Source organism: Amorphus orientalis, assembly GCF_030814015.1.
Classification (GTDB): domain Bacteria; phylum Pseudomonadota; class Alphaproteobacteria; order Rhizobiales; family Amorphaceae; genus Amorphus; species Amorphus orientalis.
The window spans coordinates 1,304,589-1,326,091 of the sequence record NZ_JAUSUL010000001.1 but is presented as its reverse complement, the minus strand read 5'-3'; the positions used below and the strand labels follow the sequence as shown (position 1 = coordinate 1,326,091).

19 protein-coding genes are annotated in these 21,503 nt (G+C 66.3%); 9 read left to right on the top strand and 10 right to left on the bottom strand.

All coding sequences use genetic code 11. The features are described from left to right. Positions 1–200 precede the first annotated feature (200 nt). Complete coding sequence (locus tag J2S73_RS05945; protein ID WP_306884526.1) at positions 201–524, bottom strand: DUF1476 domain-containing protein; 324 nt, start codon at positions 522–524, stop codon at positions 201–203. Between the two features lie 446 nt (positions 525–970). Here J2S73_RS05945 and purC point away from each other — a divergent pair, with 446 nt between their 5' ends. The 8 genes from purC to phbB all read left to right on the top strand — a co-directional run bounded on the left by purC (position 971) and on the right by phbB (position 6,912). Continuing rightward, positions 971–1,768, top strand: coding sequence for a phosphoribosylaminoimidazolesuccinocarboxamide synthase (gene purC, locus J2S73_RS05940; RefSeq protein ID WP_306884525.1), 798 nt, complete (start codon positions 971–973; stop codon positions 1,766–1,768). 16 nt (positions 1,769–1,784) lie between these two features. Continuing rightward, positions 1,785–2,024: a phosphoribosylformylglycinamidine synthase subunit PurS gene (gene purS, locus J2S73_RS05935; protein ID WP_306884524.1), complete on the top strand. Its 240-nt coding sequence runs from the start codon at positions 1,785–1,787 to the stop codon at positions 2,022–2,024. A 24-nt stretch (positions 2,025–2,048) separates the two neighbouring features. After that, a complete protein-coding gene (locus tag J2S73_RS05930; RefSeq protein WP_306884523.1) occupies positions 2,049–2,189 on the top strand; it encodes a phosphoribosylformylglycinamidine synthase-associated small membrane protein in 141 nt (46 codons plus the stop codon). 10 nt (positions 2,190–2,199) lie between these two features. Next, complete coding sequence (gene purQ, locus J2S73_RS05925; protein ID WP_306884522.1) at positions 2,200–2,871, top strand: phosphoribosylformylglycinamidine synthase subunit PurQ; 672 nt, start codon at positions 2,200–2,202, stop codon at positions 2,869–2,871. A gap of 100 nt (positions 2,872–2,971) precedes the next feature. Beyond that, positions 2,972–5,173 (top strand): phosphoribosylformylglycinamidine synthase subunit PurL, encoded by a 2,202-nt coding sequence (purL, locus tag J2S73_RS05920; protein ID WP_306884521.1) that lies wholly within the window; start codon positions 2,972–2,974, stop codon positions 5,171–5,173. 44 nt (positions 5,174–5,217) lie between these two features. Then, a complete protein-coding gene (locus J2S73_RS05915; RefSeq protein ID WP_306884520.1) occupies positions 5,218–5,454 on the top strand; it encodes a BolA family protein in 237 nt (78 codons plus the stop codon). Between the two features lie 57 nt (positions 5,455–5,511). Then, a complete protein-coding gene (grxD, locus tag J2S73_RS05910; protein ID WP_306884519.1) occupies positions 5,512–5,847 on the top strand; it encodes a Grx4 family monothiol glutaredoxin in 336 nt (111 codons plus the stop codon). Between the two features lie 342 nt (positions 5,848–6,189). Further along, positions 6,190–6,912, top strand: a complete 723-nt coding sequence (gene phbB / locus J2S73_RS05905; RefSeq protein ID WP_306884517.1) for an acetoacetyl-CoA reductase — start codon at positions 6,190–6,192, stop codon at positions 6,910–6,912. An 80-nt stretch (positions 6,913–6,992) separates the two neighbouring features. Here phbB and gatA read toward each other — a convergent pair whose 3' ends face one another. The 9 genes from gatA to J2S73_RS05860 form a co-directional block, all read right to left on the bottom strand. Then, positions 6,993–8,468 (bottom strand): Asp-tRNA(Asn)/Glu-tRNA(Gln) amidotransferase subunit GatA, encoded by a 1,476-nt coding sequence (gene gatA, locus J2S73_RS05900; protein WP_306884516.1) that lies wholly within the window; start codon positions 8,466–8,468, stop codon positions 6,993–6,995. Positions 8,469–8,617: 149 nt separating this feature from the next. Then, on the bottom strand, positions 8,618–8,905 hold the full coding sequence (gene gatC, locus J2S73_RS05895) for an Asp-tRNA(Asn)/Glu-tRNA(Gln) amidotransferase subunit GatC (protein WP_306884515.1): 288 nt from the start codon (positions 8,903–8,905) through the stop codon (positions 8,618–8,620). A gap of 129 nt (positions 8,906–9,034) precedes the next feature. Beyond that, positions 9,035–9,505, bottom strand: coding sequence for a GNAT family N-acetyltransferase (locus J2S73_RS05890; RefSeq protein WP_306884514.1), 471 nt, complete (start codon positions 9,503–9,505; stop codon positions 9,035–9,037). A 118-nt stretch (positions 9,506–9,623) separates the two neighbouring features. Next, positions 9,624–10,790: an ABC transporter permease gene (locus J2S73_RS05885; protein WP_306884513.1), complete on the bottom strand. Its 1,167-nt coding sequence runs from the start codon at positions 10,788–10,790 to the stop codon at positions 9,624–9,626. Further along, complete coding sequence (locus tag J2S73_RS05880; protein WP_306884512.1) at positions 10,787–11,812, bottom strand: ABC transporter permease; 1,026 nt, start codon at positions 11,810–11,812, stop codon at positions 10,787–10,789. Before J2S73_RS05880 ends, J2S73_RS05885 begins: the two co-directional genes overlap by 4 nt. Positions 11,813–11,915: 103 nt before the next feature. Then, positions 11,916–13,829, bottom strand: coding sequence for an ABC transporter substrate-binding protein (locus J2S73_RS05875; protein ID WP_306884511.1), 1,914 nt, complete (start codon positions 13,827–13,829; stop codon positions 11,916–11,918). Continuing rightward, positions 13,826–15,694 carry an ABC transporter ATP-binding protein gene (locus tag J2S73_RS05870; RefSeq protein WP_306884510.1) on the bottom strand — a complete coding sequence of 623 codons (1,869 nt, stop codon included), beginning with the start codon at positions 15,692–15,694 and terminating at the stop codon, positions 13,826–13,828. Before J2S73_RS05870 ends, J2S73_RS05875 begins: the two co-directional genes overlap by 4 nt. Positions 15,695–16,203: 509 nt before the next feature. Then, complete coding sequence (locus J2S73_RS05865) at positions 16,204–16,509, bottom strand: hypothetical protein (RefSeq protein ID WP_306884509.1); 306 nt, start codon at positions 16,507–16,509, stop codon at positions 16,204–16,206. Between the two features lie 15 nt (positions 16,510–16,524). After that, a complete protein-coding gene (locus J2S73_RS05860; protein WP_306884508.1) occupies positions 16,525–18,456 on the bottom strand; it encodes an adenylate/guanylate cyclase domain-containing protein in 1,932 nt (643 codons plus the stop codon). A gap of 358 nt (positions 18,457–18,814) precedes the next feature. Here J2S73_RS05860 and pepN point away from each other — a divergent pair, with 358 nt between their 5' ends. After that, positions 18,815–21,457: an aminopeptidase N gene (gene pepN, locus J2S73_RS05855; protein ID WP_306884507.1), complete on the top strand. Its 2,643-nt coding sequence runs from the start codon at positions 18,815–18,817 to the stop codon at positions 21,455–21,457. Positions 21,458–21,503: the final 46 nt, after the last annotated feature.

Genomic DNA, 21,503 nt, shown 5'->3' with positions numbered 1-21,503 from the left:
CCCGGGCCATTTGGTCCGGACCTCTCCCTCAAAGCCCGAACGGACCGCCTGAGCAAAAGCGCGCCCGTATTCCGCGAAAATAACGAGGACAAGACACGGTCAACGCAGCCGCGATCCGCCAGCCGCGCATCAGGCGCGGGCGGCGTCCATGACCTCACAGAATCCGTGAGGTCCCGACCAATCGGACCCCAGGTCTGTCCTTAGTCTTCCTTGCGGATCTGATCGACAGCCGTTGCCATGAGTTCTTCCATGGTGCGGCGGATCTGGTGGTCGGTCTGCTGGACGTTGTTGTCGTCGAAATCCTTGCGGACCTTGCGGAACACGTCCTCGTCGCCCGGCTCCTCGAAATCGGAGCGGACCACGTCCTTGGCGTAGGTCTCCGCCTGTTCGCCGGAATAGCCGAGCTTTTCGGCCGCCCACAGCCCCAGCAGCTTGTTGCGCCGCGCCGTCGCCTTGAAGCGCAGCTCTTCGTCATGCGCGAACTTGCCTTCGTAGGCATCCTTGCGGCTTTCGAACGTCGTCATGCGAGCCTCCCGAACAGGTTGAACCGGCCGCACCGGCCGCAGAACCATCTTGCGTCGACGGACTGAATAACGGCGCTCGATCCCCAAATCAACGCGGGCGACACGCCATCCGTTGTACCCCAGAAGAAATGGGACGCAGCGCGCCACACGCCAAGGGCCGCCGCAGCGATCGCGCCAATGTCCGCGTGTGGGGCGGTGGGCGCGCGCCGCTTGCTTGCAGCCCGGGCCGCGCCCATGTAAACGCGGCAGCAGCGCACCATTGAAATGTGGCGGCCGCGGGGATCGCGGCCCAATGACAGCGCGTGCGGGGTCATGGGGCGTGGATTGTCGCAACCCGCGCGATCGAGTAGGGTGCCGGCGCAGTGGCCCGCATGCGAATCGTCGTGCATGTCCGGTCGCGCTGTCGGCCGGCCCTCGCCCTGCAAGCTCGGAGAGCTCCCGGCCTAATGGATTTCCTCAATCACACACGGTACGTGCCGATGAACCGTCGTCGCCGAATTTACGAAGGCAAGGCCAAGATTCTCTATGAGGGGCCGGAGCCGGGAACGCTCATTCAGCATTTCAAGGACGATGCCACGGCCTTCAATGCCAAGAAGCACGAGATCGTCGACGGCAAGGGTGTGCTGAACAACCGGATCTCCGAGTACATTTTCTCGCACCTGAACGCGATGGGCATCCCGACCCATTTCATCCGGCGGCTGAACATGCGCGAGCAGCTCATCCGCGAGGTCGAGATCATCCCGCTCGAGGTCGTTGTCCGCAACGTCGCCGCCGGCTCGCTCGCCAAGCGCCTCGGTCTGGAGGAAGGGACCCAGCTCCCCCGCTCCATCATCGAGTTCTATTACAAGAACGACGAGCTCGACGATCCGATGGTGACCGAAGAGCACATCACCGCCTTTGGCTGGGCAACGCCCCAGGAGATCGACGACATCATGGCGCTCGCCGTGCGGGTCAACGACTTCCTTTCCGGCGTGTTCCTCGGCGTCGGCATCCGCCTCGTCGACTTCAAGATGGAGTGCGGCCGGCTGTGGGAAGGCGACATGATGCGCATGGTCGTCGCCGACGAGATCTCGCCCGACTCCTGCCGCCTGTGGGACATGTCGACCGACGAGAAGCTCGACAAGGACCGCTTCCGCCGCGATCTCGGCGGTATGCTGGAGGCCTATCAGGAAGTCGCCCGGCGCCTCGGCATCCTCAACGAGGTCGAGCGGCCCCAGGGCTCCGGCCCCGTCCTTGTGAAGTGAGCGGACGAGAATAGACATGCGCGCACGCGTGACTGTGACTTTGAAGGAAGGCGTCCTCGACCCCCAGGGCAAGGCGATCGAGGGAGCCCTCAAGGGGCTCGGCTTCGGCGGCGTGAACGGCGCCCGCCAGGGCAAGATCATCGACCTGGAACTCGCCGAATCCGACCCGGAGCGGGCGCGAGCCGAGGTGTCGGCCATGTGCGAGGCGCTTCTGGCCAACACCGTCATCGAATCCTATTCGATCGAACTGGTGTAGGGAGACCGGCAGGCCGCACCCGTCATGGACGCTCCCGACGAGATTACACCACGGCGGGGCAACGACGACACGGCCGCCATCGTCCGCTTCCTGGCCGTCAAGGCGGCCGTCTTCATTCTGCTTCCGGCCGCGATCGCAGCCATCGCGGTCATTCTCCTGATCTGAGGATCTGCCCGTGAAGTCCGCCGTCATCGTCTTTCCCGGTTCGAACCGCGATCGGGATGTCGCCACCGCCCTCAAGGTGGCGACCGGTATCGATCCCGTCTTCGTCTGGCACGCGGACACCGACCTTCCCGATGTCGATCTGGTGGTGCTGCCCGGCGGCTTCTCCTACGGCGACTATCTGCGCTCCGGCGCCATTGCCGCCCGCGCGGCCATCATGCCCGCGGTTGCCGCCCATCATGCCCGCGGCGGCTACGTGCTGGGCATCTGCAACGGGTTCCAGATCCTGACGGAATCCGGGCTCCTGCCCGGTGCGCTGATGCGCAATGCCGGCCTGCGCTTCGTCTGCCGCAAGGTGAAGCTTTCCATCGAACGGACCGACACGGCCTTCACCCGGACCTACCGGAAAGGTCAGGTCATCTCCTGCCCGGTGGCGCATCACGACGGCAACTACTTCGCCGACCCGGAAACCCTCGACCGCATCGAGGGCAACGGCCAGGTGGTGTTCCGCTACGCCGAAGGCACCAACCCGAATGGCTCCGTGAACGACATCGCCGGCATTGCCGACGAAACCGGCCGGATCCTCGGCATGATGCCGCATCCGGAGAACCTGATCGCCGACCATCAGGGCGGACGCGACGGCCTCGGGCTGTTTGCGGGCCTGGCGGATCTGCAGCCCGCCTGACACCGGGAGCGCGGTCCCGCCGGCCGCCGAAGCCGAATTGACGCTTACCTTGCCTCCGCCTATCCCGCGTGGGGCCAACCTCTCAATGCCGGGCCCAGCCATGACCATCCCGAATACGATCCCGATCACGCCGGAGCTCATCGCCGAGCACGGCCTCACCCCCGACGAATACGACCGGTTCGTCGGCCTGATCGGCCGCGAGCCCAGCCTCACGGAGCTGGGTATCGTCTCGGCGATGTGGAACGAGCACTGCTCCTACAAGTCCTCGAAGAAGTGGCTGAAGACGCTGCCGACCAGCGGCCCGACCGTCATCCAGGGCCCGGGCGAGAACGCCGGTGTCGTCGACATCGGCGACGGCAAGGCGGTGGTCTTCAAGATGGAGAGCCACAACCACCCCTCCTATATCGAGCCCTATCAGGGGGCGACGACCGGGGTCGGCGGCATCCTGCGCGACGTGTTCACCATGGGCGCGCGCCCGATCGCCGCGCTGAACGCCCTGCGCTTCGGCTCTCCGGACCACCCGCGCACGCGCCATCTGGTCTCCGGCGTCGTGGCCGGCGTCGGCGGCTACGGCAATTCCTTCGGCGTGCCCACGGTCGGCGGAGAGGTCGAGTTCGACCCGTCCTATGACGGCAACTGCCTGGTCAACGCCATGGCGGTCGGCATCGCCGACACCGACAAGATCTTCTACTCCAAGGCAGAAGGCGTCGGCATGCCGATCGTCTATCTCGGCTCCAAGACCGGCCGCGACGGCGTCGGCGGCGCGACGATGGCGTCTGCTGCCTTCGACGACACGATCGAGGAGAAGCGGCCGACGGTTCAGGTCGGCGATCCGTTCTCCGAGAAGCTGCTTCTGGAAGCCTGCCTGGAGCTGATGGCCACCGGTGCCGTGATCGCGATCCAGGACATGGGCGCGGCCGGCCTCACCTGTTCGGCCGTCGAGATGGGCGCGAAGGGGAATCTCGGGGTCCGGCTCGACCTCGACCACGTGCCCGTCCGCGAAGAGCGCATGACGGCCTACGAGATGATGCTGTCGGAAAGCCAGGAGCGCATGCTGATGGTGCTGCGCCCGGACATGCGCGCCGAGGCCGAAGCCGTGTTCGTCAAGTGGGGTCTGGATTTCGCTGTGGTCGGCGAGACCACCGACGATCTGCGCTTCTCCGTGTGGCACCAGGGCGAGGAAGTCGCCAACCTGCCGATCAAGGAGCTCGGCGACGAAGCCCCCGAATATGACCGCCCCTGGGGCGAGGCCGTGGCGCCGGCAGCGCTCGAGCCGAGCGCCGTTCCCGCCGTCGACGATCTCGGCGCCGCGGTCCTGTCCCTCGTCGGCTCGCCGAATCAGGCCTCCCGGCGCTGGGTCTGGGAGCAGTACGATCACCTGATCCTCGGCGGGACGGTCACCGGCCCCGGCGGCGATTCCGCCGTCGTCCGGCTCGAGGACGGCCGCAAGGCGCTCGCCCTCACCGTGGACGTGACACCGCGCTACTGCGCCGCCGACCCGTTCGAAGGCGGCAAGCAGGCCGTGGCGGAAGCCTGGCGCAACCTTTCCGCCGTGGGCGCCGAGCCGCTGGCCGTCACCGACAATTTGAACTTCGGCAATCCCGAGCGCCCGGAAATCATGGGCCAGTTCGTGGGCTGCATCAAAGGCATCGGCGCGGCGTGCACCGCCCTCTCCTTCCCCGTCGTGTCCGGCAACGTGTCGCTCTACAACGCCACCGGCGACGAGGCGATCCTGCCGACCCCGACCATCGGCGGCGTCGGCCTCATCGACGACATCGATCGCCGGGCCGGCATCGCCTTCGGCGCCGACGGCGAGCGCGTCCTCCTGGTCGGCGGCCACGGCACGACGCTCGGCCAGTCGGTCTATCTGCGCGACCTCCTGAACCGCACCGACGGGGCACCGCCCGCCGTGGATCTGGATCTGGAACGCCGCAACGGCGAGTTCGTGCGCCGGGCCATCCGCGAGCTGGGGCTCACCTCGGTTCACGACATCTCCTCCGGCGGTCTTGCCGTCGCCCTGGCCGAAATGGCGATGGCCTCCGGGCGCGGTTGTACGGTTGCGGTTCCAGCTCCGGCGCACATCGCCCTGTTCGCGGAAGATCAGGCGCGTTACGTTCTCTCCGCTCCCGATGAGCTGGCGCGCCGGCTTGCCGAAGCTGCCGAGAAGAACGGCGTCGTTCTTCTCGACATCGGCGAAGTCGGCGGAACGGATTTGACCGTGACGGATGCGCTCTCCATATCCGTCTCATCGCTTGAGGAAGCGCACGAAGGCTGGTTCCCGGCCTATATGGGAGCGAGCTGAGGCTACCGAAGACGCCAAAACGGCGCGAAAGGAAGACGACGACCATGGCTATGGACGCCAACGAGATCGAACGACTGATCAAGTCCGCCCTCCCCGATTCCACCGTCGAGATCCGGGATCTGGCCGGGGATGGGGATCACTACGCGGCCGTCGTCGTCTCCGAGGCCTTCCGCGGCAAGACCCGGGTCCAGCAGCACAAGATGGTCTATGATGCCCTGCAGGGGCAGATGGGCGGCGACCTGCACGCCCTGGCGCTGCAGACGTCGGTGCCGGAGAGCTGATTACGAACGACCCCCGAACCGCCGGACCTTGACCCCGGCTGGAGATGGAGATTGCAGATGAGTGATGTTGCGAGCTGGATCGACGAGACCGTGAAGGGCAATGACGTGGTCCTTTTCATGAAGGGCACGCCGACCTTTCCCCAGTGCGGGTTCTCCGGCCAGGTGGTCCAGATTCTCGACTATCTGGGCGTCCCGTATCAGGGCGTGAACGTTCTGGAGGCCGACGAACTGCGCCAGGGCATCAAGGAATTTTCCAACTGGCCGACCATCCCCCAGCTCTACGTGAAGGGCGAGTTTGTCGGCGGCTGCGACATCATCCGCGAGATGTTCCAGGCCGGCGAACTGCAGACCCACTTCAAGGACAACGGCATCCCGGTCAGCGAGACGGCCTGACCGGATGCGGTCCGATGGCGTGCGCACAAGCTGTACGCCAGCCATATGCGCTTGATGTCACCGCTGGCCCACGCGGCCAGCGGATGGACTGATCTTCACGGCCCGGCCCCACCGGGTCCAAAAACACGTCGTGACAAGAAGTCGCGCCGGCCATGCGAATTCGGTCGGAACGCGATCCGTTTGACGAGGTTCGCTCGAGGCATCCCGCTGAGCTGCTCCCGCTTGAGCCGAGAGGCCTGAACGGGATCCGACGGCTCGGAATTCTGAGTCCAGCTCCGTTTCCCGTCAGATCGTCGCTCCGCAGCCGATCGGAAACGGTTCAGGCGAACCCGAGGTTAGTTCATGTCCCGCGTTGCACTCGTCACCGGTGGCGTCACCGGTATCGGCGCCTCCACGTCCAAACTTCTCAAGTCCAACGGCTACACCGTCGTCGCCAACTATTTCGGCAACGACCAGGATGCCGACGGCTTCTCCCGGGAAACCGGAATCCCGTCCAGGGCCTGGAACGTCGGCGATTTCGAGGCCTGCCAGCGAGAGACGGCTGCCATCGAGGCCGAATTCGGTCCCATCGAGGTGCTGGTCAACAATGCCGGCATCACCCGCGACGCCATGCTCCACAAGATGAGCCAGGACGACTGGCAGCATGTGATCGACATCGATCTCGGCGGCTGTTTCAACATGTGCCGCGCCGTCATCGAAGGCATGCGCGAGCGCCGGTTCGGCCGCATCGTCAACATCTCCTCCGTCAATGGCCAGTCGGGCCAGGCCGGCCAGACCAACTACTCCGCCGCCAAGGCCGGCGTGATCGGCTTCACCAAAGCGCTGGCCCTGGAGAGCGCGTCGCGCAACATCACCGTCAATGCGGTCGCGCCCGGCTATACGGAGACCAGCATGGTGGACGCGGTGCCCCAGAAGGTCCTGGACGGTATCGTGGCCGAGGTTCCGGTCGGACGGCTGGCGGAGCCCGAGGAGATCGCCCGCGGCGTGCTATTCCTGGTGGCCGACGAGGCCGGCTTCCTCACCGGCATGACCATGCCGATCAACGGCGGAAAATATCTGGCCTGAGACTTTTGGCTTAGACCGTCCAAGTCTGCCGCTCACTCCGGCTTTCGCCGGGGTGAGCGGAGTTTGGGGTGGTTAAGGGTTCAGGCCCACCACTTCTTCGGCGTGAAGGAGCCGGCGGCCTCCTCGATCGCCCGGGCCGGTGCGAACAGGTCCGCCTCGCGGAACGGACGTCCGATGAGCTGCAGGCCGAGCGGAAGGCCCTCGCCCGACAGGCCGGCCGGCACGGCGATTGCCGGCAGCCCGGCCATGTTCACCGGCACGGTGAACACGTCGGAGAGATACATCTCCACCGGATCGTCGGTCTTGGCGCCGAGCGGGAACGCCGGGCCCGGTGTGGTCGGCGTCAGCACGGCGTCGACCCCGTCCGCGAAGGCGACGTCGAAGTCGCGCTTGATCAGCGTGCGGACCTTCTGGGCCTTCAGATAGTAGGCGTCGTAGTAGCCGGCCGAGAGCACGTAGGTGCCGAGCAGGATGCGCCGCTTCACCTCGTCGCCGAAGCCGGCCGCCCGGGTCTTCTCGTACATGTCGACGATATCGTCCGCATTGACGCGGACGCCGTAGCGCACGCCGTCATAGCGGGCGAGGTTCGAGGAGGCCTCGGCCAGTGCGACGATATAGTAGGCCGGCAGCGCGTATTTGGTGTGGGGCAGCGAGATCTCGACGACCTCGGCGCCGGCCGCCTTCAGCCAGTCTGCGCCCTTCTGCCAGAGATCGTCGATCACCTCCGGCATGCCGTCGACGCGGTATTCGCGCGGCAGCCCGATCTTCAGCCCTTTCAGCGGCGCGTCCACCGCCGCCTCGTAATCGTCCACCGCAACGTCCACCGACGTCGTGTCCTTGTCGTCGACGCTCGCGATCACCTTGAGGATCGCCGCCGCGTCCCTGACCGTGCGCGCCACCGGACCCGCCTGATCCAGCGACGAGGCATAGGCGACGATGCCGTAGCGCGAGCAGCGCCCGTAGGTGGGCTTCAGCCCGACCGTGCCGGTCAGCGAGGCCGGCTGGCGGATCGAGCCGCCGGTGTCCGTGCCCAGCGCCGCCGCGCACAGATTGGCCGCGACCGCCGCCGCGGAGCCGCCCGACGAGCCGCCCGGCGTGCGCGGGGTCTCGTCCCCGTCCGCGCGCCACGGGCTCACCACGTTGCCGAAGGCCGAGTTCTCGTTGGACGAGCCCATCGCGAACTCGTCCATGTTCAGCTTGCCCAGCAGGACCGCTCCGGCGTTCCAGAGATTGTCCGTGACAGTGGATTCGTAGGGCGGCACGAAGTTGCCGAGGATGTTGGAACAGGCCGTCGAGCGGATCCCCTTGGTGCAGAAGAGGTCCTTGACGCCGAACGGAATGCCGTCGAGCGCTCCGGCGCTCCCCTCGCCGCGGCGCTTGTCGGAGGCCGCCGCCATCTCGCGGGCGATCTCCGGCGTCTCCAGAACGTAGGCGTTCAGCGAACGGGCGGCCTCGAGCGCCTGCAGATAGGCCTCGGTCAGCTCCATGGAGGTGAACTCGCCCTTGGCCAGTCCGTCGCGGGCCTCGGTCAGCGAAAGCGCGGTCAGATCGGTCACGATAAGGTCCTATCCTTGCCCGCCGGCGCGCGTGGATGCCCGCGAGGCTCCGTCCAGAATTCAGTTTGCCGCCCGGTCCGTTGCCGGTCGGATCCAGGGCCCGACGACCGGCGCCGCCGCCTTCTCCCGGGCCAGCCTGGGTCGGCCGCCTACTCCACGACCTTCGGCACGAGGTAGTAGCCGTCTTCGGAATCGGGCGCGTTCGACAGGACGTCCTCGACCCGTTCGCCGTCGGTGACCTTGTCCTCGCGCATCTTCATCGCGGTCGCGACCACGGCCGTCATCGGCGGCACGTCGGTCACGTCCACCTCGGCGAGTTCGTCGACGAAGGCGAGGATGCCGTTCAGCTCGGTCGTCAGCTTGTCGGCTTCCTCGTCGGTGACGGCGAGCCGCGCAAGCTTGGCGACGTGCTTCACCGTGCCCTTGTCCACTGACATCGGAAAACTCCGTTGATTGCTCGGAGATGGCGCGCCGGGATCGCCCCCGCGCGAAAGTTCGCGCTTGATAGCACCGCCGCAAGCCCGGGAGCAACGGCGCGACACCGCGCACTGTCCACAATCGGCTGCTCACGCCCCAGTTTCTGCAGACGCGAGGACGAACTCTAGCCTTGGAAGCATCCGACCGGGAACAGATCCGGAGGCGGACTGACCGACGCGGCGGGCGCCCAGTTTCAGATAGAACGGTTCGGCTCCAGGGTCTGCATCGATGAGGACCCGCGAAGCCCCCTCGCCGCCGGCCCTGGTCGCTCCCCAGCGAAACAATGCCGTTCCAACGCTCCGCCCCATGTACCCGGGCGCCACGAACAGCTTCAGCATGTCCGCGTCACCGGCCTTGATCGCGACCTGGACAACGCCGACGGGACGATCGTCCATGACCGCGACGGCCAGATGCGTGCCGTCCAAGTCCGCCTCGGTAAGCGTGAGCTCGTCCCGGCACTGATCGAGGAACGGCTGATCGTAGCCCCAATGGGCTTTCGAGCGAAGGCACAGCTCGCTGAGCGCGGGCAGCTCAGCAACGGTGGGCGGGCGAAGGATCATCGGACGTCGTGCCGTTGCGGGGTACCCCCGAACCATGCTCAGGATCCCGGCCGGCGACAAATCAAATCCCGGTCACGGAGCTGCGCTTCGCACCGCCGGCTCGGGACGCGACCGGGCCTCAGTTCTTGTAGGGATCCGCCGCGTCGCGCAGGCCGTCGCCGAGGAAGTTGAACGCCAGCACCACGATGATGACCGGGATCACCGGCGCCATCAGCCACGGATAGACCGTCACCACGGTGATGTTCTGGGCCTCGTTCAGCATCACGCCCCAGGAGACCGCTGGCCGCTGCAGGCCGAGGTTCAGATAGGACAGCGCCGTCTCGCCGAGGATCATGGTCGGGATCGACAGCGTGGCAGACGCGATGATGTGGCTGGTGAAGCCCGGCAAAAGGTGCTTGCGGATCACGCGGCCGGGCGGCGCCCCCATCAGGACGGCCGCCTTGGCGTAGTCCTCCTCGCGCAGCGACAGGAGCTTGGAGCGCACCGCGCGGCCGAGCCCCGGCCAGTCGAGCAGCCCGAGAATGACGGTGATGCCGAAATAGACCCAGACCTGGCTCCAGGTCACCGGGATCGCCGCCGACAGCGCCATCCACAACGGCAATTCGGGCAGCGATCGCAGGATCTCGATGAGCCGCATGATGGCGGAATCGACGATGCCGCCCAGATAGCCGGCGAGCCCGCCGAAGAACATGCCGAGCAGGATGGAGATCGCCACGCCCACCAGACCGATCGTCAGCGACAGACGCGCGCCGTAGACCAGGCCCGACAGCACATCGCGGCCGAGCCGGTCGGTGCCGAGAAGGTAGAGCGTGCCGTTTTCCGCCGGACAAACCAGATGGAACCGCGCGTCCCACATGCCCCAGAACTTGTAGGGATCGCCGAGGCAGAAGAACCGGATCGGCTGCACCTTGGAGGGATCGGGCGTGTACTCCCATTCCAGGGTGTCGAGGTTCACCTCCGCCTCGTAGCCGTAGACGAACGGGCCCACGAAGCGGCCCTCGTGGAAGAGATGCGGCATCTGGGGCGGGGCGTAGAGATGGTCGTTGTCGCGGGTGTTGGCCTGATAGGGCGCGATCACCTCGGCGAAGGGAACGCAGAGATAGAACAGGATCAGGATCACGCCCGACCAGACCGCCAGCTTGTGCTTGCGGAAGCGCCACCAGATGATCTTCCACTGGGAGGCCTGGAAGAACTGCTCCTGCTCCGGGGTCAGCGCCTCCGCCTCTTTCGGGTCGAACGGGGCGGAATCGACGTAATGCTCTTCCAGCGGCTTCAGTTCGCTCATCGGGACGCCTGGCCTCCGAGTCGGATGCGGGGATCAAGCAGCCCCAGCAGAAGGTCGGAGACCAGCATGCCGAGCAGGGTGAGGACGGCCACGAACAGCAGGATGAAGCCCGCCAGGAACTGATCCTGCGACTGCAGCGCCGACAGCAGGATCGGCCCGACGGTCGGCAGGTTGAGCACCACCGAGACGATCACCGAGCCGGACACCAGCGACGGGATCAGATTGCCGATGTCGGCGATGAACGGGTTCAGCGCCATCCTGAGCGGATATTTCAGAAGGAGCTTGCGCTCCGACAGCCCCTTTGCCCGGGCCGTGGTGACGTACTGGCGATGCAGCTCGTCCAGCAGGTTGGCCCGCAGCCGGCGGATCATCGCCGCGGTACCGGCGGTTCCGATCACGATCGTCGGCACGATCAGGTGGCTGAGGATCGAGACGAACTTGGCCACGCTCATCGGCTCGCCGGTATATTGGGGGTCCATCAGCCCGCCGATGGAGATGTCGAACCACTCGTTGGCGAGAAACAGCAGGATCAGGCCGAGCAGGAAGTTCGGCGTGGCCAGACCGATATAGCCGAGGAAGGTGAAGCCGTAGTCGCCCCAGGAATATTGCCGCGTCGCCGAATAGATGCCGATCGGGAACGAGACGATATAGACGAACAGGATCGTCGCGAAGTTCAGGACGACGGTCAGGAGCAGCGTACCGGAGACGACCTCGCCGACCGGCTTCTGGTACTCGAACGACCAGCCCCAGTAACCCTGCAGCAGGCCGTTGAAGCCGTTCGGCCCCGGCCAGACACCCAGCCAGATCGCGTAGCGCTCCAGGAACGGCTTATCGAGGGCGAACTGATCCCGTAGGAACTCCACCCGCGCGATGGCCGCCGATTCGCCCTGCATGCGCAGCTGATCGATCTGGTTCGACAGGAAGTCGCCCGGAGGCAGCTCGATAATCGCGAAAATGAGAAAGCTGATGACGAGGAGCGTGGGCACCATCGTCGCCAGCCGCCGGAGAATGTAACCGCCCATGATCTCGCCGTCGCTCAGCCGGCCGCGCTATGGTCAGCGCAAGCCGGCTTCGTTCCATTCCTGAGGTTCCGCGCCCCGCAGACGGGGCCGGACCCCGATGCGCTCACTGCGCGGTATCGAAGAAGAACTCGTCCATCCGGTAGATACCGAACTGGGAGCCCGGATCCCACCCGTAGACACCCTTTTCCGGCACGTTCTTCAAGGAGTTCTTGACCACGACCGGCTGCCGGACGCCCGCCACCGTGCCGATCGAGAGCTGCTGGTCGGCGTGAATGGCGAGGATCTCCTTCCATTTCGCCGCCATGGTCTCCTCGTCGGTCGCTTGCAGCCAGTCCTGATAGGCCTGATAGAGTTGCCGCACCGGCTCGTAGTCGATCTTCTGGCCGCTCTCGCCCTTGCTCATGACGAAGCCGCCCCAGGCCGGGCCGGTATAGAACGTCGTGTCCAGCGGCACGCGCTGATGCGGAGCCATCAGCGGCGTGGGGATGCCGTTGTCGAAGCCGGACCACACCAGCATCATCAGGTCGCCGGAGAAGGCGCGGTTGCGGAGAATGTCGCGCTGGCTCGGCCGGATGAACATGCCGATGCCGACCTCGGCCCACATGTCCTTGATCAGCTCCAGCGCGTCGATCTCCTCCTGGCTCTCGCCGGCGGTCTCGATGATCAGCTCCAGCGGACGGCCCTCCTCGAGCATGCGGACACCGTCGGCCCGGCGCTCGGTCAGCCCGATCTCGTCCAGAAGCGCGTTGGCGGCTTCGGGATCGAACGACGCATAGGCGTTGACGAACTTTTCGTCATAGAGCGGGCTCGCATCCAGCACGGCGTTGTTGCTGGCATGCGCCAGCCCGAAGAACAGCACCTTGTTGATCGCCTCGCGATCGATGGCGTGGGAGAGCGCCCGGCGGAACCGAACGTCCCGGAACAGGTCGCGCCAGACCGGGTCGTTGGTCGTGAGGTTCGGATAGATCGTGATCTGGTTCGCCTTGGCGATCGGCCACAGCCGCGTCGTGTAGTCCTCGCCCCCTTCACCACGCTTCAGGACGGTGATGTCGGAGAACGACAGGCCGCGGGCCTGCAGATCGGCCTCGCCGGCCTGGGTCTTGGCGGCGATCAGCCCGCCTTCCGAAACGGTCATGATGACCCGGTCGACATAGGGCAGCTGCTGGCCGGTGGAATCGATGCGGTGGAAGTAGGGATTGCGGATCATGACCGCACGGCGGTCGGAATCGTCGGCGGAGCGGACCCAGGGCTGCAGCGACGGCAGGTCCGGATTGCCCGCGTCGTACATCTCGTCTTTGAGATTGTGCAGCGGCGCCCAGTTGCGGACATTGGCTTCCTGGACCCACTTGTCGATCTGGGCCTGATCACCGAATTTCGGATTGAACTGCTTCAGATAGTGCGCCGGTCGATAGATGAACGGCGGCCGCGACTGCGCCAGGGTCGGCAGGAACTGCGGATTCGGCTCCGGCCACGTGTAGCGCACCGTGGTCTCGTCGAGCACCTCGAAGATCGGCGGAACGCCGTTGACCAGCAGGAACGGGTCGGGACCGGACGGGGTCAGCTCCTGACTGTTGACCACCTCGTCCCAGTAGTAGCGGAAGTCCTCGGACGTGAACGGCGTGCCGTCCGACCATTTGTGCCCCTTGCGCAGATGCAGCGTGAAGGAGCTCCCGTCCTCGACCTCGACGTCGGCGAGGATGTCCGGAACCAGATCCAGATCCTCGGTGTAGCCGACCAGCCGGGCATATCCCCACACGTTGATCAGGCGGACATCCTTGGCCCGGCCGATGAGGGTGCGGATGTCGCCGCCGTGCCGGCCGGTCTCGCGCCCCTCGGCGGGCAGGTCGACCACGAGCGGGTCCTCGGGGATCCGCTCGGCAATCGGAGGCAGGCCGCCCGGGTGCGTCTTGTCGAGCGTCGCCGTCTCCTTGAGCGGCGGCAGGTCCTGTGCGCCGGCACCTGCGGCGCCGATGGCAAATAACAGGGCGGGAACGAGAAGAACGCGACCCAGCATCATACGGCTTCCTTCAAGGGTTGGGTGGCAAGCCCGGGCGCACAGACGAAGTGGCCCGGCGACACCTCGACCAGCCTGGGCTCGGTGTCGTCCGTGATCCGGTAGGGTTCAGGCCAGGCGGAGGGCTGCGACGCCCGGCTCTGGGACAGGTGATTGAAATCGAGCGGATGATCCAGGCTCGCCTCGGGCACGGCCGCCAGCAGCGCCTTGGTGTAGGGATGCTGCGGATCGCTGACGATCTCGGAGGTCGGTCCCATCTCGACGAGCCGCCCCTTGCACATGACCGCGACGCGCTCGGACAGATAGTCGACCACCGCGAGATTGTGGCTGACGAACAGATAGGTCAGACCCAGGGTCGACTTGAGATCCTGCAGCAGGTTCAGGATCTGCGCCTGGACCGACACGTCGAGCGCCGAGACCGGCTCGTCGCACACCACCAGATCCGGCTTGAGGGCGAGCGCCCGGGCGATCCCGACGCGCTGGCGCTGTCCGCCGGACAGGGAATGCGGATAGCGGCGCAGGTACCGCTGATCGAGCCCGACAAGCGCCATCAGCTCGCGCACCCACTCCGCCCGTTCCGACGGGGTCCCGATCCCGTGGATGACCAGCGGCTCGGCCAGGATCTCGTTGAGGGTCATGCGCGGATTGAGCGAGGAGAACGGATCCTGGAAGATGATCTGGACCCTGCGGCGGTAGTCCAGGAGATCGGCTCCCCGGAGATCTCCAACGGATTCCAGCCCTTGGCCACGGTCGAAGCGGATCGAGCCGGAATCGATCGACAGCGCCCGCATCACCGCCATGGCGGTCGTGGTCTTGCCCGACCCGGATTCCCCGACCAGGCCGAGACATTCGCCCCGGTCGACCGTCAGGGACACGGCGTCCAAGGCCTTCAGGAGCCGGCCCTTTCCGCTGCCCTGCCGCAGCTCGAAGGTCTTGGAAATGCCGTCGACTTCGAGCAGACGGCCGGACTTGGCCTGGGTCTCGGTCTTCTGGGACAGAAGCCCGCCGATCTTCGGCGCGATCGGACGGATCGGTTCGAGCCGGTCGCCGGCGCCCATGTGAAAGGTGGGCACGGCCTTCAGAAGCGCTTTCAGATAGTCGTGCTGGGGATTGCGGAAGACGGTCTCGACGGGGCCGGCTTCCATCACCCGGCCCTGGTACACCACGACCACGGCATCGGCCATGTTGGCCACGACGCCGAAATCGTGGGTGATCAGAAGGACCGACATCTCCAGCTCGGCCTGGACGTCCCGGATCAGTTTGAGGATTTCCGCCTGGATGGTGACGTCGAGCGCCGTGGTCGGCTCGTCCGCCACGAGAAGCGCCGGCCGACAGATCAGCGCCATGGCGATCATCGCACGCTGGCGCAGGCCGCCGGAGAGTTCGAACGGATAGGTGTCGAGCGCCCGGTCCGGGTCGGGAAACTGGACCAGGCGCAGCATCTCCCGGGTCGCCTCGCGCGCAGCGCTGTCGCCGAGGCCCTGATGCAGCTTCGCCGCCTCGCCGATCTGGTCGCCGATGGTGTGCAGCGGCGAAAGCGAGGTCATCGGCTCCTGGAAGATCATCGCGATGCGGTTGCCGCGGATGTCCCGCATGACCGGGCCGTCGCGCTCAAGTGCCGCGATGTCGACAGGTTCCGCCTTGCCGGCGGGATCGTTGAACAGGATCTGGCCGGACGACACCCGCGCAACCGGCGGCAGCAGCCCCATCACGGCCTGGGAGATCGTCGACTTGCCGCAGCCGGATTCACCCACAAGGGCGATCGTCTTGGCATTGGCAATATCGAAAGAGACCCCGTCCACCGCCCGCGTCGTTCCGCTGTCGGAGTGATAGTCGATGCACAGATCCCGTATCGAAACGACGCTCACGTGTCCTCCCAAACACCATCGAGCCTGTCCCGTTCAAAGCTTACCAGCTTGAACGAAGCGGACGTACTCACCCATTCAATCTGAAGCCGTTCCCTGGCGCCCGGATGGTTGCATCCGAACGGAAAAGCTTCCAGAGCGCACAAGGCGCCGCGTGCGGGCCGTCCTGTCGTCGCCGGCGCTCCATGCCCGCTGCCTGCCGCAACAGCCGCGGATCACCGGGCGTGACCGGGCCACGCCAAGTCCGACCCTCCCCTCTTTTTCGGAAGCCGCCGGCGCGCCGATCCAGGCCATTTTGTGGCACCGAACCCTTGCCTTGTCCAATGGGAATGCCGCCCTGCGATCCCCGGTTCCCGAATGGGCCCGGAAGATTGCCGAACCCGGGCATATCGGAGACAGGACGGATACGAACCTTCTGTGACGTCCGTCACGATCCGTGCGCCGGAAGCCCGGCGATACACAGGAAATGCGCTCGCGACGGCGCGTCGACAATCCACCGTTGCGGTGAGCCGTCAGCTCAACTCGGTCTCGTCGATTTCCTCGTAGATGCCGGCGACGACCGTGGCTTCGATCAGCTCGGCGATCCGGTCGTGGCGGGTCGCTTCCGCCGCGGCCGTACGCTGCAGCCAAAGATCCAGCTCGTCCCGGGTCACGTCCATGCGAGCGTAGGAAACGATCTCCCGAGGCTCGTCGATACGTCGCGCGTGGGTAACGCGGACCGGCCGGCCGAAATGGCCTTCTTCCGCCAGCCACGCCTGCTTGAACGCCTCGAACGTGGCTCCCGGACGCAAGCGGCGCACCAGCACGGCAACGAACATCAAGCGTCCTCCGGTTCAGGCGCCCTGCTGCGCGATCGCCTCACTGTGCGGCGACGCCGGTTCGCAGTCCACACCGAATAGCCGCCAGACATCCACTTCCGCCTCGCGACCGGTCAGCCGAACCGCGCCGACGGATTCGCGGCGGGTCTCGAAGCTCAGGTGAGCGACGGTCTCGGCGCTCGCCAGAATCGTTGCATCTGCGTCCGGATCGACATTGCGTCCGAAACTCTCCAGTCGCGCCGCCACGTTCACCGTGTCCCCGACGATGGTGTAGTTGACGCGGTCCGCGCCGCCCAGATTGCCGACGATGACGGAGCCCGTGTGCAGGCCGATGCGAATGCGCAGCTCGACATCTCCCTCGGCGCGCGCCTTGGCGGTGCACGCTTCGACCTTCTTTGCGATCGCCAGTGCGGCGCGCACCGCCCGGTCGGCGTGATCGGGAACGTCGTTGGCCGCCCAGAACGCCATCATGCCGTCGCCCATGAACTTGTCGACGATCCCGAACTCCTCCTCCACGCAGGAGACGAGACCGTCGAAATGGGCATTGAGGCGGGAGGCCGCCTCTTCCGCGCTCATGCGCTCCGACAACGCGGTAAAGCCGACGATATCGGTGAACATCACCGTGGCCTCCCGGGCCCGCGAGCGGGTCGCATCCGCAAAACCACGCTGGATCAGCCTCCGAACGAGCTGCTTGGGAACGTAGATCGAGAACGTCCGGAGCCCGTCGACCATGGCGTTGAAGGCCCGCGCCTCGGTGTCCACCTCGTGGATCCGGCTCCCTGGAAGCTGGCGGACCGCATCCAGTTCCAGCCTGGCGATGCGTTCGGCTTCCGGCGCGATGCGACCGATGGCCCGCGCGATCCCGCGCGCGGTGAAGATCGCCACGATGACTGACGCGATGAGGAGCACGAGGCCGATCATGAACGACCCGCGCAGGCGGTGCACCTCGTCCATCACCTCGTAGGCCGGCCTGTACAGAACCGCGATCCAGGGCTCGGGGCCGTACCCCGTGATCGCCTGTGACATGACCACATAGCTCTCGTCGCCGGCCACGATGTTGCTGACCGAGACGCCGGCCAACTGGGCGCGGGAAAAGCCGCTGAGTTCGCGCCGCCCGGCAAACTGCTTGAGGACCGGATCGCGGCTGTCGGCCAGCGGAATGGTCGGCTGTTCCCGGGTCGGATTGAGCGCGACCGGCACGCCGGCAAGCGTGGTCTGCGCGAACAGGGTATTGTCGCCGTACAGAAGAGCGACCGCCCCGTCGTTCCGGCGTCCGACCTCCTCGACGATCTTCGAAAAGCCGGAGATGCTGACGGCGGCGACCACGTAGCCGTCGAGGCGCCCCTTGCGGCTGAGGGGAGCCGCCACGTTCATGTAGGTCTGCCCACCGACATTGAGCGGCGGTCCCCATCTCGGCGGATCGCCCAGCTTGACCGTGTCGAGCGCGTCTTCGACTTCCCGGGAAACGGAGTTCTCTCTGGAGGTGGTCTTGAAGCTCCCGTCCTCGTCCCGAAAGATCCCGGAGGCGGCGAAGTCGGTATCGTAGAAGACGATGGCCTGGATCGCGGGCGCGCCGGACAGCATCCCCTTCAGCAGCGCCTCACGGGTGTCGGTCGGCGTGACCTCGATGACGCCGTCGGCGTAGAAGCGGGTCAATTCCGAGACGGCCGGCTCCACGTTCTCCACCCGCCCGGTGATGCGCTCGGTGAGCGTCTCCATCACCAGGACGGCCTTGTCGTTGAGGAGCGTGAAGGTGTTCTGGAAATTGGCCGCGACGGTCAGGACCAGGACGCTCATCAGGGCGCAGGCGACCAGAAGCCCCGACGTGCCCGCCAGAAAGAGAGCAAGCGACATCCGCGGCCAGCGCCGGCGGTACGGATCGCGACCGGCTCGGCGTGCAGACGCCTCGGACTGCAGGGCGGGCGACGCCGGATCGCGAACCAGCACGGTTCCCCCTCCCCCGACGGAGGACTCGTCCGCCGCCTCGCGTCCGTTTCGTGTACGCCGAAATGTCCACACTCGCCCAGGCCGCCCCGCGCCTTGTTCCGATCACGATGGCCCCGCATCCGAGGCACATTTCCCGGCGTGCTCGCCCCATCACTGGTTCCCGCTCCGGATGTCGGGCCCTGAAGCCCGACGGCAGGATCACGTTGCCGGCACTATAGATGGGCAGGCAAAGGCGGCAAACACAGGTCCGGCGAGCAGCCCGGGCGCCAAAAGCGCTGCCGCGACACATCCGCTTCGTTTCGTTTGCCGGCGATCTGCTCTAGGGTCCCGGATCCGTTTCGCATGCCAGGACCGCCCCATGAAGACTGAGACCGGCCAGACCATCCGCCTCGACGACTACCGACCGACCGACTATGCCATCGAAACTGTCCGGCTCGATCTGAAGCTCGACCCCAAGCGCACCCAGGTCACCTCGACCCTGTCGCTGGCCGCCCGGGACGGCACCAGGGGCGGAACACCGCTCACCCTCGATGGCGATGCGCTGACCTTCGTCTTCGCCGAGCTGGACGGCAAGCCCCTGTCCCCGGACGACTACGTCGCCACGCCGGACGCCTTCACTCTGAAGCGCCCGCCGGAAGGCCTCTTCGAGCTGACCATCGGAACGGAGACCAACCCGGAGGGCAATTCGGCACTGATGGGGCTGTTCCGCTCCAGCGGGACCTACTGCACCCAGTGCGAACCGGAAGGCTTCCGCCGGATCACCTATTTCCTGGACCGGCCGGACGTCCTGTCCGTCTACACGACCCGGCTGGAGGGACCGAAGGATCAGGTTCCGGTCCTGCTGTCGAACGGCAACCCGATCGAGGAAGGCGAGCTCGCCGACGGCCACCACTATGCGGTCTGGCACGATCCCTATCCGAAGCCGAGCTATCTGTTCGCGGCGGTCGCGGGCAACCTGGCGCACATCTCCGACACCTTCGTCACGGCCTCGGGCCGCACCGTCGATCTGCGCATCTACGTGGAGCCCGGCAAGGAGGACCGGTGCCACTGGGCCATGGACAGCCTCAAGCGCTCCATGCGCTGGGACGAGGTCCGCTTCGGCCGGGAATACGACCTCGACATCTTCATGATCGTGGCCGTCTCCGACTTCAACATGGGTGCGATGGAGAACAAGGGCCTCAACGTCTTCAACGACAAGTACATCCTGGCCGACCCCACCACCGCCACCGACACCGACTACGCCGGCATCGAGAGCGTCATCGCCCACGAATACTTCCACAACTGGACGGGCGACCGGATCACCTGCCGCGACTGGTTCCAGCTTTGCCTGAAGGAAGGCCTGACGGTCTTCCGCGATCAGGAGTTCACGTCCGACGAACGCTCGCGGCCGGTCAAGCGGATCTCCGACGTGCGCACCCTGAAGGCGCATCAGTTCCCCGAGGACGCCGGTCCGCTCGCCCATCCGGTCCGCCCCCAGAGCTACCGCGAGATCAACAACTTCTATACGGCGACCGTCTACGAGAAGGGCGCCGAGATCGTCCGGATGCTGGCCACGCGCCTCGGCGAGGACGGTTTCCGCGCCGGCATGGATCTCTATTTCGAGCGCCACGACGGCGAAGCGGCCACCATCGAGGACTTCCTCGCCTGCTTTGCCGAGGCGACCGACACCGATCTCGATACCATGCTGCTGTGGTACAATCAGGCCGGCACTCCGACCGTCACCGCGACCAGCTCCTGGGACGCCGGCAGCAGCACCTTCACCCTGAAGCTGACCCAGAACACGCCCTCGACCCCCGGCCAGTCGGAAAAGGCGCCGATGCCGATCCCGATCCGGTTCGGCCTGGTCGGCCCGAACGGCGACGATATGGAGGTGGAGCGGATCGAAGGCGCCGAGGCCGCCGCCGATGTCCTCCTGCTCAGCGAGCACGAACAAACCGTGGTCTTCCACGGCATCGGCGCCCGGCCTGTCCCGTCGCTGCTGCGGGGCTTTTCCGCGCCCGTCCGTCTGGAGGCCGACACCGATACCGCCGACCTTTTGTTCCTGCTGGCCCACGACAGCGACCCGTTCAATCGCTGGAACGCGGCGCAGACGCTCGCCATGGATCACCTGAAGCGTTCGACCGAGGCGATCCGGCGTGGAGACACCCTCGCCGCCGACCCGGAGTTCATCAAGGCGCTCGAAACCGTCGCCACCGACACCGGGCTGGAACCGGCGTACCGGGCGCTCGCGCTGCAGCTTCCGGCCGAATCCGACGTCTTCCGGGAGATCGCGACCGACGTCGATCCGGCGGCCGTGTCAAAGGCGCGGACCACGCTGAAGGGTGAGATCGGCTCCGCCCTCGCCGGGACGATGCGCGACCTCTACGACACACTTCAGGATGACGGACCCTACCATCCCGATCCGGAGTCCACCGGGCGGAGGGCTCTCAGCGCCTGCGCGCTGGACTATCTGGTGGCGGGCGGGACCGACGGCGCCGAAGAGCTCGCCAAGACCCACTTCGACACCGCCCGCAACATGACCGACCGGCTCGCGGCCCTGTCCACGCTCGCCATGAACCGGCTGCCGTCGGCCGAACCGGCCCTTGAAGACTACGCGAAGATGTTCGAGGGCGACGCGCTCGCCATGGACAAGTGGCTGTCGATGCAGGCGATGATCCCCCAGCCGGACACCCTCGACCGGGTGCGTGAGCTGATGGATCACCCGGCGTTCTCGATCGCCAACCCGAACCGGGTGCGCGCCCTCATCGGCGCGTTCGCGACCGGCAATGCGACCGGCTTCCACCGCGCCGACGGAGCCGGCTACCATTTCATCGCGAACATCGTCATCGAGCTGGACCCGAAGAACCCTCAGGTCGCCGCCCGGCTGCTGGCCGCCTTCCGGTCCTGGCGCTCGCTCGAGGAAGGTCGTCGCACCCTCGCCCGGCAGGAGCTGGAGCGGGTCGCCGAGCGGGCCGACCTGTCCCGGGATTCCTCCGACATCGTCTCCCGAATGCTCGGCTGAATTCCCCCGTTCAAGCCGGCCCCGACGGCCCCCGCGCGCCACCGAT

Coding starts and splice junctions, on each gene's coding strand:
- J2S73_RS05945 (WP_306884526.1), bottom strand. CDS start 524: ATGACGACGTTCGAAAGCCGCAAGGATGCCTACGAAGGCAAGTTCGCG.
- purC (WP_306884525.1), top strand. CDS start 971: ATGGATTTCCTCAATCACACACGGTACGTGCCGATGAACCGTCGTCGC.
- purS (WP_306884524.1), top strand. CDS start 1,785: ATGCGCGCACGCGTGACTGTGACTTTGAAGGAAGGCGTCCTCGACCCC.
- J2S73_RS05930 (WP_306884523.1), top strand. CDS start 2,049: ATGGACGCTCCCGACGAGATTACACCACGGCGGGGCAACGACGACACG.
- purL (WP_306884521.1), top strand. CDS start 2,972: ATGACCATCCCGAATACGATCCCGATCACGCCGGAGCTCATCGCCGAG.
- J2S73_RS05915 (WP_306884520.1), top strand. CDS start 5,218: ATGGCTATGGACGCCAACGAGATCGAACGACTGATCAAGTCCGCCCTC.
- grxD (WP_306884519.1), top strand. CDS start 5,512: ATGAGTGATGTTGCGAGCTGGATCGACGAGACCGTGAAGGGCAATGAC.
- phbB (WP_306884517.1), top strand. CDS start 6,190: ATGTCCCGCGTTGCACTCGTCACCGGTGGCGTCACCGGTATCGGCGCC.
- gatC (WP_306884515.1), bottom strand. CDS start 8,905: ATGTCAGTGGACAAGGGCACGGTGAAGCACGTCGCCAAGCTTGCGCGG.
- J2S73_RS05890 (WP_306884514.1), bottom strand. CDS start 9,505: ATGATCCTTCGCCCGCCCACCGTTGCTGAGCTGCCCGCGCTCAGCGAG.
- J2S73_RS05885 (WP_306884513.1), bottom strand. CDS start 10,790: ATGAGCGAACTGAAGCCGCTGGAAGAGCATTACGTCGATTCCGCCCCG.
- J2S73_RS05880 (WP_306884512.1), bottom strand. CDS start 11,812: ATGGGCGGTTACATTCTCCGGCGGCTGGCGACGATGGTGCCCACGCTC.
- J2S73_RS05875 (WP_306884511.1), bottom strand. CDS start 13,829: ATGATGCTGGGTCGCGTTCTTCTCGTTCCCGCCCTGTTATTTGCCATC.
- J2S73_RS05865 (WP_306884509.1), bottom strand. CDS start 16,509: ATGTTCGTTGCCGTGCTGGTGCGCCGCTTGCGTCCGGGAGCCACGTTC.
- pepN (WP_306884507.1), top strand. CDS start 18,815: ATGAAGACTGAGACCGGCCAGACCATCCGCCTCGACGACTACCGACCG.